Below are 12508 nucleotides of genomic sequence, written 5' to 3'. Positions count from 1 at the left end.
GAGGCCCCGATGACCCAGCAGCACCATGACACCGCCGACGCCCCGTCGATGCAGCGCCCCGATCCGGTCGCGGAGCCCGGGGACCACCTGATGTTCGAGCACCCGGACGGCGAGGCCGTCCTGGTGCTGGACGAGGACCAGGTCTGGCGACTGCTGGGCCGCGTGGGCCACGCGCGCCTCGGGCTGGCCGTGGACGGGCGGCCGGACATCGTGCCGGTGAACGTGCGGGCCCACGACGGCGCCATCTACTTCCGCACCGCGCCCGGCTCGAAGCTCGCCGAGCTCACGGTGAACCCGCGCGTCGTGGTGCAGGCCGACGGGATCCTGGCCGACCAGGCCTGGTCCGTGCTCGTGCACGGCACCGCGCGCCGCCTGGACACGGAGGCGGAGATCGCGGAGGCCGAGTCCCTCGGCATCGAACCGTGGGTGCCGACGCTCAAGGACTTCTACGTCCGCGTGGACGTCCAGCGCGTGTCCGGCCGCCACTTCGTGTTCGGCCCGCACCCCGAGCGCAACGAGTCCCAGACCGACTGAGCCGCCGGCAGGACGCGTGGGCTGAGCCGGACGGCTCAGCCCACGTCCGCCGGGCTCAGGGCTGCGCCGGGGGCTGGCCGCCCTCGCCGCCCGCCGGGGGCTGGCCACCGCCGGGCCCGCCCATCCCGCCCTGCTCCTGCTCAGTGGTGGTGTCGATCGGGACGTCGATGGTGATGGCGAAGCCCTTCTCCACGGAGCCCGTGATCTGCGGCAGCTGCGTCTCGTAGCCGTCCGAGAAGACGTTGTCCGTCTCGAGGCTGACGTCGGCGAAGTTCTCCGTGGACCCGTCGTAGGCCGAGGTGGCGTAGACCTGCGCGGACTGCTCCTCGGGCATGGCGATCTGGGAGGTGAGGACGTTGTTCGTCGCGTCCGTGATGGACGCCTTGTCCGGGAACACCTCGAAGTGCAGGTGGGGCCACCGGCCGGCGTAGCAGCCGGGCCACACCGTGGTGAAGGTGACCGTGCCGTCGTCGCCCACCACCTGGACGCCGCGCAGGTAGTTCTCCTCCGTGATGCCGTCCGAGTACATCGAGTAGCGGCCCTGCGCGTCGGCGTGCCAGAGGTACACGGCGGCGCCGGTCATGGCGGCGTCGCCGTTGGCCATGTCAATCACGTTCATCGTCACCCTCAGCGGGACGCCCTCGGCGGCGGTGCCCGTGTCGATGCTCGTGGTCAGGTCGGAACGTTCGATGCCGGACGCGTCGAGCACGTCCGGGCCGTTGGAGCCGTCGCCCGGGTACGGGCCTGCGGTCTCGGTGACCATCTCGGTCAGGGTGGCGGACGGCGAGGCGCTCGCCGCCGACGAGGAGGAGGCCGCGGGTGACGAGGAGCCGGCGCTCGCCGACGTCGAGCCGGAGGAGGACGAGGCGCCCTCCTGGACACCGCACGCGGCGAGGACGAGGGCTCCCGCCCCCGCGCCGAAGATGCCCAGCGCGTTGCGGCGGGAGACGAGCGTGCCGACGTCGAAGGCGGCGCCCTGGTCCTCGACGTCCTCGGCGGGGCGATGGAAGGCCCGGCCCTCGAAGGTGGGCGTGACGGCGGGGGCCTCGTCTCCCTCGGTGACCTGGGGGAAGGGACGGCGGGAGCGGGTCGGGAGCCCGGGGGCCATGGAGTTCCTCTCGTGGGGCGCCCGCCGGGTGGCGGGCCGCGTCGAGAGGCCAGCATGGCAACGGATGCCGGACGTTTTCGTGAGATCGGCGGGATGGTTCCAGGACATCTCCTGGGCGGTTTCTGACACGGGCGGGACCGCCGGCGCCTCGGTCGACGCCTCAACTACCTGCCGGTCCAGCTCCGTTGCTAAAACATGCACCTGGAAAGGTGGCGCACACTCTCAGGGTCGAGTCAGCGATTCCGGCGCCGGGCCGCGTCAGACCTCCGGGGCCTCCCCCAGGTGGCTCGGCGCCCACATCGCCAGGCGGGTCTGCACCACGACGACGTTCGGCCCGTCCGCCTGGAACGCGCGCTCGAGCGCGCCGCGCACGTCCTCCACTCCCACCGTCTCGGCGGGCACGCCGAAGGAGGCGGCGAGGGCCTGGAAGTCCGGCCGGTCGAGCTCGGTGGCCGTGGCCTTGCCGAACGCGCCCTCCATGTACTCGCGCAGGATGCCGTACCCGCCGTCGTCGATGATCAGCCACGTCACCGCCGCGCCGTGCTGTTTGGCGGCCGCGAGCTCGGCGAGGGAGTACATCGCCGAGCCGTCGCCGGCGACGGCGAGCACGCGCCCGTCGATCCCGGTGCGTCCCTGGTGGGCCAGGCCCACCGCGCCGCCGAACGCGGCCGGGAACCCGTAGCCGAGCCCCCCGGCACCCTGCGCCGAGTGGAACTCGCCGTCCTGCGCGTCCCAGCAGTTCCACGCCCAGTAGGCGGCGATGGTCATGTCCCAGTACGTCTGCATGGTCGACGGGACGGCGGCGCGGATGTCCGCCAGGAGCCGGCGCTCCACGCCGAGGTTCTGGGCATCGAGCCGGGCGCCGATCCGTGCGTTGACGTCGGCGACCACCTCGGCCGGGGTGCGGCCGTGCCAGACGGCGGCGTCCTGCGCCACCGAGCCCGACTCGCGCAGCGCCGCGGCGAGCGCCTCGAGCGCCTGGCCGGCGTCGGCGCGCACACCCAGCGTGGGGTGGTTGGTCTCCAGCACGCGCGGCTCCGCGTCCACCTGGATGAGGCGGCCGCGCGGCTCGAGCGTGAAGTAGTTCGAGGTGACCTCGCCGAGCGAGGAGCCGACCACGAGCAGCACCTCCGCGTCCTCGAGCAGGTCTGTGACGAGGCGGTCCTCCACCCAGCCGCCGAGGCTGAGCGGGTGCTCCCACGGGAAGGCGGTGTTGCCGCCCGGCGAGCAGACCACGGGTGCCTGGAGCAGCTCCGCGACCTCCCGCAGGCTCTCCATCGCGGCCCGGCCGGAGCGGCGCACGCCGCCGCCGGCCACGATCGCCACCCGCCCGGCCCCGCGCAGCCAGCGTGCGGACTCGGCCACGAGCTCGGCGCGCGGCGGGTGGTCGTAGGGCACGGCCAGGGCGTCCTCGACCGGGGGCACCATGACCTCGCCGAGCAGCACGTCCTGCGGGATCTCGACCCACACCGGCCCCTGCGGCACGGTGATGGCCTCGGCCCACGCGTCCTGGATGGCGGACGGGATGCCCGAGGCGTGGTGGACCGTGAACTGGGCCTTGGTGACGTTGCGGGCCGAGGCCTTCTGGTCGTCCAGCTGGTGCAGCATGCCCTTGCGCCGGGCACCGAGCCCGGACAGCGGGATCTGCGAGGCGATCACGAGCATCGGCACACCGGTCGCGTAGGCCTCCTGCAGGCCGGCCAGCGAGGTGAGGGCGCCCGGGCCGGTGGACAGGAACAGGACGCCGACCTCGCCGGTGGCCCGGGCGTACCCGTCCGCGGCGAAGGCGGCGTTGTTCTCCACGCGGTTCGAGACGAACTCCAGCGGGGAGCGGGACAGGGCGTCGAAGAGGCCGAGGGCGTGCTGGCCCGGGATGCCGAAGACCGTCCGTGCACCCAGGGCGTGGAGCGTCTCGACGGCGAGGTCGCCGCCGTTGCGCCGCGGGGCCGCCGCCGTCGTCGTCTGCTCGTCCGTCATCGGCCCGGCTCCTCACCGGCGGCCGCGCGGGTGGCGCGGCGGTCGGCCATCAGGGAGATGAGGTCGTAGGCCACGTGGGAGGCGGCGACGCCGGTCAGCTCGGCGTGGTCGTAGGCCGGGGCCACCTCCACCAGGTCCGCGCCCACGATGTCCAGCCCGCGCAGGCCGCGGAGGATCTCGAGCAGCTCGCGGCTCGTGATGCCGCCGGCCTCGGGGGTGCCCGTGCCCGGCGCGTGCGCGGGGTCGAGGACGTCGATGTCCACCGAGATGTAGAGCGGCCGGCCCCCGATGCGCTGGCGCAGCTGGTCCACGATCTCGTCGACGCCCTGACGGAACACGTCCGAGGAGGTGACGATGCCGAAGCCCATGCGGTGGTCGTCGTCGAGGTCCTTCTTGCCGTAGAGCGGACCGCGCGTGCCCACATGCGAGATGGCCTCGGTGTCCAGGATCCCCTCCTCCACGGCGCGGCGGAACGGCGTGCCGTGGGTGTACTCGGCCCCGAAGTAGGTGTCCCACGTGTCCAGGTGGGCGTCGAAGTGCAGCAGGGCAACGGGCTCGCCCGCCCGGGCGGAGGCGGCGCGCAGCAGCGGCAGCGCGATGGTGTGGTCGCCGCCGATGGTCATGAGCGAGGAGCCGTCCTCGGTGAGGTCCATCGCGTCCTGCTGGATCGCCTCGATGGCCTCGCCGATGTCGAACGGGTTCACCGCCATGTCCCCGGCGTCCACCACCTGGGCCTGCGCGAAGGGCGAGGTGTCCGTGGCGGGGTTGTACGGGCGCAGCAGCCGCGAGGACTGCCGCACGTGGCCGGACCCGAAGCGTGCACCGGGGCGGTAGGAGACGCCGGCGTCGAACGGCACGCCGACCACCTTGATCTCCGGGGCGACGCCGGCCGCGGCCGCCTCGTCCAGGCGCGGCAGCAGCGCGTAGGTGGGGGTGCCGCCGTAGCGGGGCACGAGGGCGGAGTTCACGGGGCCGAGGCGGCCGTTGTCCTCGACGCGGGGGATCTCGAGCATCTGGATGTCCTCTCTGGGCGGTTCGGTTCGGTCTGGTCGGTCTGGTCTGTCCGGCGCGGGCGTGTCGCACGGTTCACGCGTGGCCCACGAGGGTCCACAGCACGACGGCGGGGCGGTCGTCCGGATTGGCCCACGAGTGAGGCTCGCGGCCGGGGAAGGTGACGGTGTCCCCCTCCTCCAACAGGTGCACGGCCTCGGTGGTCCGCAGCTCGAGGCGGCCGGTGACCACGTGCACCGCCTCCACGCGGCAGTCCACGGTGTACAGCTCCGCCTCCCCGCGGCCGCGCGGCGCGATGTCAGCGCGCAGGATCTGCAGGTCACGACTGCCGCGCGGGGTGATCAGGCGCTCGCGGATGCCCTCGCCGCCGAGGCTGACCGCGGGGGCGTCGGTGAGGCGCACGACCGTCACCTCGGGCGCGTCCAGGACGTCGCCCGGGCTCGCGCCGAGCACCTGGCACAGGGTCACGAGCGTGCTCACGGACGGGCTCGTCAGGTCCCGCTCGAGGCGGGAGAGGAAGCCCTTGCTGACGCCGGCCGCCTCGGCCAGCTGGGCCACGGTGAGCCGCCGCGCCTCGCGCAGCGCACGCAGCCGACGGCCGATCAGCGCCTGGCCCGGCGCGGTCTCGAGCGGGAGGGCCTTCATCGCGCTCCTCCCGACGTCGGCCAGGCGACATCGCCGATGTCCCCCTGGACGACATGTTGTCTGATAAGCAACATGTGTTTACCGTAGACCCGGATCGTGTGATCGGCAACACGCCGATCACTCCTGTCCCGCCGCGGCGCCCCCACATCCGGCGCCCCGGATCCCCTCGCCCCAAGGACCGCCCGTGACCCTCGACCTGACCATCGTCGCCGTCTACCTGGTCGGCATGCTCGCCTTCGGCTGGTGGGGCAAGGCCCGCGCCGCCAGCTCGGAGGACTACCTCGTGGCGGGCCGCCGTCTCGGGCCGGTGCTGTTCACCGGCACCATGGCCGCCGTCGTGCTCGGCGGCGCCGCCACCGTGGGCGGCGTCGGCCTGGGGTACGAGTTCGGGCTCTCCGGCGCGTGGCTCGTGGCCGCCATCGGCGTCGGCGTGCTCATCCTGTCGGTGGCGTTCGCCCCGATCCTGGCCCGCCTGAAGATCTACACCGTCTCGCAGATGCTCCGCCTGCGGTACGGCCGCGGCGGGGCCTCGCACGCCTCCTCGTTCGTGATGCTCGCCTACACGCTCATGCTCGCCGCCACCTCCACGGGCGCCTACGCGTCGATCTTCGTGGTGCTCTTCGGCTGGGACCGCTGGCTGTCCGTCCTGGTGGGCGGCGGCATCGTGCTGGCCTACTCCGTGCTCGGCGGCATGTGGTCCATCACCCTGGCGGACATGGCCCAGTTCCTCATCATGACCATCGGCCTGTTCGCCCTCATGCTCCCCCTCTCCCTGGCCAACGCCGGCGGCTGGAGCGCCATGCAGGAGCGCCTGGGCGCCGAGTTCTTCAGCTGGGACGGGATCGGCGTGCAGTCGATCGTCACCTACTTCGTGATCTACACCCTCGGCCTGCTGATCGGCCAGGACGTCTGGCAGCGCGTGTTCACGGCCCGCTCCCCGCGCGTGGCCCAGATCGGCGGCGCCACCGCGGGGCTGTACTGCATCGGGTACGGCGTCGCCGGCGCCGTGATCGGCATGGCCGCGCGCACCGTGACCGCGGACATCGCCGCCACGGACGACGTGTTCGCGTGGGTCGCCCAGAACCTGCTGCCCGTCGGCGTGGGCGGCGTGGCCCTGGCGGCCGCCGTCGCGGCCATGATGTCCACCGCCTCGGGGGCGATCATCGCGGCCTCGACCGTGATGCGCACCGACATCCTCCCGATCCTCCGCGGCGAGGCCGCCGCGTCCGAGGACGGCGCCACCGCCGAGGACCAGGCTCCGGAGACCGCGGCGGAGCTCGCCTCGAACCGCGGCTGGGTGCTGCTGCTCGGCGCCGTCGTGCTGGGGCTGGCGATCGTCGTCCCGGACGTGGTGGCGGCCCTGACCATCGCGTACGACATCCTCGTGGGCGGCCTGTTCGTCGCGATCGTCGGCGGCCTCGTGTGGAAGCGCGGCACCGGCACGGCGGCCCTGTGGTCCATGGTGGCCGGGACGGTGGGCACCCTCGGCACCATGGGCTGGCTCGAGCTGAACGCGGCCGAGCCCTTCGAGGGTGTTTTCGCGAACGAGCCGATCTACGTCGGTCTGGCCGCCTCCGCCGTCGTGTACGTCCTCCTCAGCCTGATGACCCGGCCCACCGACCCCGCGGTCCTCGAGGCCTGGCGGGTGCGCTCCCGCCACGGCGTCGACCCCGCGGTCCGAGCGCAGGTCTGACCCACGCTCCCGGGGCCTGTGATCCTCCGACGCCCACACGATGGCCGAGGCCACGTGGTGCGGCGGGCGGCGGCGGGCGACCCTTCCCGCGGGCTCCCCCCGGCCCCTAGTGTCTCCGTACAGCCTGAGACCGGGACTCCCCCTCGGGTTCGCCCCGTCTCTCGCCCCACCTGGGGCCTCGCTGGAGACAGAAAGGCAACAGTTTCATGACCACCAAGAACCGCGCCGTGGCATTCCACGGCATCAAGGACGTGCGCGTCGACGAGCTGGACTTCCCCAAGCTGGAGATGCCCGACGGCTCCGCCGCCCCGCACGGTGTCATCCTCAAGATCATCGCGACCAACATCTGCGGCAGCGACCTGCACATCTACCGCGGGTCCTTCCCCGCCCCCGAGGGCATGGTGCTGGGTCACGAGATGACCGGCCAGGTGCTGGAGGTCGGCAGCGACGTCCAGTTCCTGCAGGAGGGCGACCTCGTCTCCGTGCCGTTCAACGTGGCCTGCGGCCGTTGCCGCAACTGCCGCGCCGGCCGGACCGAGATCTGCGAGACCGCCAACCCGGACCAGGCCTGCGCCGCCTACGGCTTCAATCTGGGCGGCTTCCAGGGCGGGCAGGCCGAGTACCTGTTCGTGCCGTACGCCGACTTCCAGCTGCTGCGCTTCCCGGACCAGGAGCAGGCGATGGAGAAGATCCTGGATCTCGCCGTGCTCTCGGACATCCTGCCCACGGCGTTCCACGGTCTCATGTCGGCCGGCGCCAAGCCCGGCTCCACCGTCTACATCGCCGGCGCCGGCCCTGTGGGCCGGTGCGCCGCGGCCGCCGCTCGGCTGCTGGGCGCCTCGTGCATCATCGTGGGCGACCAGGACGCCTCGCGGCTGGAACTGGTGCGCAAGCACGGCTGCGAGACCATCGACCTCTCCGCCACGGAGAACCTGCAGGACGCCGTGAACGACATCCTCGGCGAGCCGATGGTGGACTGCGCGGTGGACTGCGTCGGCTCCGAGGCCCACGGCCTGGGCTCCGCGTCCGATGAGATGCAGCCGATCGCCGCCGTGAACCAGGTCCTGGACATCACCCGTCCGGGCGGCGCCACGGGCATCATCGGCATCTACGGGCCGAACCCGATCGCGGAGACGAAGGCCGAGCAGGAGGGCACCTTCCCGGTGGACTTCGGCAAGGCCTGGATCAAGTCGCCCCACATCATCGGCGGCCAGGCGCCCATCATGCGCTACAACCGCCAGCTGATGATGTCGATCCTGTGGGACCGGATGCCGTACCTGACGGAGATGGTCAACCCGCGCGTGATCAGCCTGGACGAGGCACCGCAGGCCTATGCGGAGTTCGACCAGGGCTCCCTGGAGAAGTTCGTCATCGACCCCCACGGCATGATCGCCCGCTGAGCGGTCCGCCTCCGGAGGCACGACGGCGCCCCTCACCTGCCCGCGCAGGTCAGGGGCGCCGTCGTCGTCCGCGGATCATGCCGCGTGCAGCAGCGTGGCGGTGATCCCGAGGCCCGCCAAGCCCACCACCAGCGCGACCATGCAGGCCACCGACGCCAGGGCCGGCCGGGCCTGCTCCCGCGCGATTCCGTCCGCCTGCGCCACGTAGCGCCGGCGCTGCGTGGCCAGCACCGCCGCCCCGCCGACGGCCGCCACCACCGCGGGCCCGAACGCCCACGCGCCGACGGCCGGCCACCACCTCAGGAACGTGAGGCTGAGGACGCTCAGCGCCAGGACCGTGCGGCCCCAGCTCATCACGGTGCGCTCGGGCTGCAGCCCCGGGTCGTGATGCAGACGCATCGCCTCAGCCCCGCGGCAGGACGACGGCGGCCAGCAGCACCACGACCGCCAGTACGACGCCCCCCGCCAGGACCGGGACGATCAGCGGCAGCGGCAGCGGACGGCCGCGGCGCATCGCCCGCTCCACCCGGAGCCAGCGCACACCCGCGCCCAGGGCGAGCAGCGCCGCCAGGACGAGCAGCACCGTGCTCAGCACCACCCGGACCGGCGGCGCGAAGAGGGCGCCGGTGAACGCCTCCACCGCGACCCCGCCGGCCAGCAGCGCCAGCGCCGTCCGGACCCAGGCCAGGAACGTGCGCTCATTGGCAAGCGTGAACCGGGGGTCCGGCTCCACCCCGCCCGCCAGGAGGCGGTGCTGCCAGGCCGGCCGGCCGCCGTCGTGGGCGGCGGCCTCGGGGCCGTCGGGGGTCTCTGCTGCGTCCATGCGGCCATGGTAGCGACGGCGTAGACTGGCGGGTCGGGCGCGCGCCCGGCCGCCGTGGTCCGCGGCGGCGGCGCCCGTCTCCGCCTGCCCATCCGATGGAGCCCCATGAGCCCCGCCCACACCGCCACTCCTGCGGCACGCCCCGAGCCGACCCGCGAACAGGTCCGACGCTGGCGCCGCTACCTCGCCGACGAGATCGCCGAGGGTCAGATCTACCGCGACATCGCCGCCCGCAAGGACGGCGTGGAGCGCGACATCCTGCTCGGCCTCGCCGAGGCCGAGCGCCGCCACGAACAGCACTGGCGGGCCCTCCTGGGTGGGCACGCCGAGAACCCGCCGCGCCCCTCCCTGCACCGCATCCTGCTGCGCTGGCTCGCGCGGATCTTCGGCTCCGTGTTCGTGCTGGCCCTGGCCCAGCGCGCCGAGTCGGACACTCCCTACGCGGAGGACCAGGACGCCCCCGAGGGCATGGTGGCGGACGAGGCCATCCACGAGGAGGTCGTGCGCGGCCTCGCCGCCCGGGGTCGCGAGCAGCTGGCAGGCAACTTCCGTGCCGCCGTCTTCGGCATGAACGACGGGCTGGTCTCCAACCTGGCGCTCGTGATGGGCATCGGCGCGACGGGCGTGGCGCCGTCCGTCGTGCTGTTCACGGGCGTGGCCGGCCTGCTGGCGGGCGCGCTGTCCATGGCGGCCGGCGAGTACGTCTCGGTGCGGTCCCAGCGGGAGCTGCTCGAGGCATCCTCCCCCACCCAGATCACCCTCGAGGCGGCCCAGCACCTGGACCTGGACCACAACGAGCTCAAGCTCGTCTACCTGGCCCGCGGCATGACGCCCGAGGACGCCGAGCACCGCGCGCTCGAGCGCCTCGGCTATCTCACGTGCGACTGCAACCCGCAGTTCTCCGCCCGTCCCGACGGCTCCCAGGGGCCGGTGGACCACTCGGACTCCTTCGCGGAGATCGGCTCGGCGTGGAGCGCCTCCCTGTCCAGCTTCGCGTTCTTCGCCTCCGGCGCGCTCATCCCGATCCTGCCGTACATCTTCGGCATGTCCGGGCTGTGGGCCCTGGGCCTGGCGGCGGCGATGGTGGGCGTGGCCCTGCTCTTCACCGGCGGTGTGGTCGGGCTGCTGTCCGGCTCCTCACCGCTGGCTCGGGGCCTGCGCCAGCTCGCGATCGGCTTCGGCGCCGCTGCCGTGACGTACGTGCTCGGCCTGCTCTTCGGCGCGAACGTGGGCTGACGCGGGGAGGGCGGTCTGGCGCCCCGGCCACGAGAAGAGGGTCCGGTCCTCTCCGTCCTCTCGGCGGCTCAGTTCCTCCAGAGCCCCGATGAGTGCACCGACAGCGGTGGGCCGGCCCGCTGTCGCAGTGTCGCTCTGCTCTGTGTCATGAGGAGCGGAAGGTGGTGACCATGCGGGCCTCAGGTACGCGGTTCCCACCGGAAGGTGCTCTTTGCCATGGCGAACGCCGCCACGACGAAGGCGAGGCTCGGCAGCAGCAGGCTGACGGCCTCGTGGAGGGCCATGCCGCTCCATCCCTCGATGATCAGCTCGGTCACCGCACCGCCGGGGAGCAGGCGTTTGACTCCGGCAAGCTCCTCCGTGCCGGTCAGACCGACCCACATGGAGGCGCCGAGGGCGACGACGAACAGGGGCAGCGTGGTCACCTGCGCGTGGTCCGGGGAGTTGGTGAGACCCGCCGTCGCGATGGCCGCGCCCACGAACATCAACTCCAGGACGACGACGGCGGCCACGACGGCCACGACCCCCACCGGAGGGGTGCCGACGACCGACAGGATCGCGACGATGACCCCGGCCTGCACCAGGTTCACCAGCGCAATCGGCAGCACGAGACCGCTCAAGATGGAGGCGTCCTTCGCCGACGTGGAGCGCAGCCGCTTGAGGAACAGGTTCTGGCGGCGGGAGGCCAGGGTGGTCGTCGCCGTGATGTAGGTGCCCATGGCGGTCACGGTGACCAGGATCAGAGCGGCCGTCACCGGGGTGCCCCCGAAGTTCTCGCGGTTGAAGATCAGGACCGCGCTGAAGGCGAGGGGGATGAACAACGACGAGGCTGCGACGAGGCGGTTGCGGACGAGCTGTGTCATCTCGCTGCGGGCGATGGCGAACATTGCGGGCTCCTCTTGTGGTGGTCGAGTCGGTCGTGAGGACGTGTGATCAGGCGTTAAGGGCGCGGAAGAGGGATTCGAGCCCCTCGGCTCCGACGTTCAGGCCCTCGAGCTCCACATCGCGGGAGCGGGACCACACCAGGAGGCGGTACAGGTCCTCCTGGAGGTTCGTGGTGGGGATGGTGACCGCGCCGCCGGGTGCGATCGTCGCGTCCTCGAACGGGACGGTGGGCTCACCACTCAGCCGGAAGCTGATGGTCGAGGGGAAGGCCGAGGTGAGCTCGGCGACTGTCCCCTGCCGATGGATGCGGCCGCTGTGCATGAGCGCGATGCGGTCGGCCCGCTCCTGGGCCTCCTCGAGGTAGTGCGTGGTGAGCAGGATCGTCGCGCCCTCGTCACGCAGCCGGTCCACGACGTGCCAGAGTGCGTCGCGTGCCTCGATGTCCAACCCCGTGGTGGGCTCGTCAAGGAAGATCAGCTCCGGTGAGCCGAAGATCGCCGTGGCGAAGTCGAGGCGGCGCTTCTCGCCGCCAGAGAGCTGCCCGGTCCGGGTGTCCCGACGCCGGCGGAGGTCCACGAGGTCCAGGACACGGTCGACGTCGTCGTCCCGCCGCGTCAGACGACCGATCAGCGCGAGGGTCTCGCGTACGGTCAGGTCCGGGGCGAACCCGCTCTCCTGGAGCATGATCCCCACCCGACGACGCAGGGTGCGGTCGCTCGGGTCCTGCCCGAGGACCCGCACGGAGCCGGCGGTCGGGGCCCGGTGACCCTCCATGACCTCGATGGTGGTGGTCTTCCCGGCACCGTTGGTGCCGAGCAGGCCGAAGAACTCCCCACGTCGGATCTCGAGATCGATCCCGTCGACGGCAGTGAAGTCCCCGTAGTCGACCCTGAGGTCGTGGATCTCGACGATCGTCTGCGTGCAGGAGTCGACGGCGATGGGGGCCGGGAGAAGCGTCGTGTTTTGCATGTCCCCCACACAACCAACCGGGATCCGCCCCCGACAGTGAGGTCACGTCACTGCGCGGCATGACAGACTTGGTGCGCAAGCATGACGCTATGTCACTGGTGCGGGGCGGGCCGGTGACGGAAGGGTGGATGTGGGCGTGTCAGATGGTCTGTGTAAGCCGTACCGAGAGGAACGGTAAGAATCATGACCATGATCGACGAGAAGAACCCAGGCGAGCCCTCGGGCCA

At 72.2% G+C, this 12508-nt stretch carries 12 protein-coding genes; 4 read left to right on the top strand and 8 right to left on the bottom strand.

Annotated features, from left to right (window positions below):
- Positions 1-9: 9 nt before the first annotated feature.
- A complete protein-coding gene (locus ACUW6W_RS06765; RefSeq protein WP_454180017.1) occupies positions 10-534 on the top strand; it encodes a pyridoxamine 5'-phosphate oxidase family protein in 525 nt (174 codons plus the stop codon).
- A gap of 55 nt (positions 535-589) precedes the next feature.
- On the opposite strand, the gene ACUW6W_RS06760 is transcribed toward ACUW6W_RS06765, so the two are convergent.
- The 4 genes from ACUW6W_RS06760 to ACUW6W_RS06745 all read right to left on the bottom strand — a co-directional run bounded on the left by ACUW6W_RS06760 (position 590) and on the right by ACUW6W_RS06745 (position 5275).
- A complete protein-coding gene (locus tag ACUW6W_RS06760) occupies positions 590-1642 on the bottom strand; it encodes a dioxygenase family protein (RefSeq protein ID WP_454180016.1) in 1053 nt (350 codons plus the stop codon).
- 258 nt (positions 1643-1900) lie between these two features.
- The gene (locus tag ACUW6W_RS06755; RefSeq protein WP_356971024.1) at positions 1901-3619 is read right to left on the bottom strand and encodes a thiamine pyrophosphate-binding protein; all 1719 of its coding nucleotides are present in this window, start codon (positions 3617-3619) and stop codon (positions 1901-1903) included.
- On the bottom strand, positions 3616-4632 hold the full coding sequence (speB, locus tag ACUW6W_RS06750; protein WP_049145634.1) for an agmatinase: 1017 nt from the start codon (positions 4630-4632) through the stop codon (positions 3616-3618). Before speB ends, ACUW6W_RS06755 begins: the two co-directional genes overlap by 4 nt.
- Before the next feature lie 73 nt (positions 4633-4705).
- Positions 4706-5275 (bottom strand): XRE family transcriptional regulator, encoded by a 570-nt coding sequence (locus tag ACUW6W_RS06745; RefSeq protein ID WP_447340014.1) that lies wholly within the window; start codon positions 5273-5275, stop codon positions 4706-4708.
- 184 nt (positions 5276-5459) lie between these two features.
- Here ACUW6W_RS06745 and ACUW6W_RS06740 point away from each other — a divergent pair, with 184 nt between their 5' ends.
- Both ACUW6W_RS06740 and ACUW6W_RS06735 read left to right on the top strand, forming a co-directional pair.
- Entirely contained in the window at positions 5460-6968 is a 1509-nt protein-coding gene (locus tag ACUW6W_RS06740; RefSeq protein WP_206450418.1) for a sodium:solute symporter family transporter, read from the top strand.
- Between the two features lie 206 nt (positions 6969-7174).
- Complete coding sequence (locus ACUW6W_RS06735) at positions 7175-8368, top strand: alcohol dehydrogenase catalytic domain-containing protein (protein ID WP_454180014.1); 1194 nt, start codon at positions 7175-7177, stop codon at positions 8366-8368.
- A gap of 75 nt (positions 8369-8443) precedes the next feature.
- Here ACUW6W_RS06735 and ACUW6W_RS06730 read toward each other — a convergent pair whose 3' ends face one another.
- Positions 8444-8767 carry a DUF202 domain-containing protein gene (locus ACUW6W_RS06730; protein WP_129043073.1) on the bottom strand — a complete coding sequence of 108 codons (324 nt, stop codon included), beginning with the start codon at positions 8765-8767 and terminating at the stop codon, positions 8444-8446.
- Positions 8768-8771: 4 nt separating this feature from the next.
- Complete coding sequence (locus tag ACUW6W_RS06725; protein WP_049147149.1) at positions 8772-9191, bottom strand: YidH family protein; 420 nt, start codon at positions 9189-9191, stop codon at positions 8772-8774.
- A 105-nt stretch (positions 9192-9296) separates the two neighbouring features.
- Between ACUW6W_RS06725 and ACUW6W_RS06720 the strand changes: the two genes are divergently transcribed.
- Positions 9297-10427 (top strand): VIT1/CCC1 transporter family protein, encoded by a 1131-nt coding sequence (locus ACUW6W_RS06720; RefSeq protein WP_454180012.1) that lies wholly within the window; start codon positions 9297-9299, stop codon positions 10425-10427.
- A gap of 179 nt (positions 10428-10606) precedes the next feature.
- On the opposite strand, the gene ACUW6W_RS06715 is transcribed toward ACUW6W_RS06720, so the two are convergent.
- Together ACUW6W_RS06715 and ACUW6W_RS06710 are read right to left on the bottom strand one after the other, a co-directional pair.
- Complete coding sequence (locus tag ACUW6W_RS06715; protein WP_060973830.1) at positions 10607-11314, bottom strand: ABC transporter permease; 708 nt, start codon at positions 11312-11314, stop codon at positions 10607-10609.
- A 46-nt stretch (positions 11315-11360) separates the two neighbouring features.
- Positions 11361-12281 carry an ABC transporter ATP-binding protein gene (locus ACUW6W_RS06710; protein WP_063190198.1) on the bottom strand — a complete coding sequence of 307 codons (921 nt, stop codon included), beginning with the start codon at positions 12279-12281 and terminating at the stop codon, positions 11361-11363.
- Positions 12282-12508 lie beyond the last annotated feature (227 nt).

The sequence above is a fragment of the Micrococcus sp. 093350064-1 genome, assembly GCF_053627955.1.
This window is presented reverse-complemented; position numbering and strand designations above follow the sequence as displayed.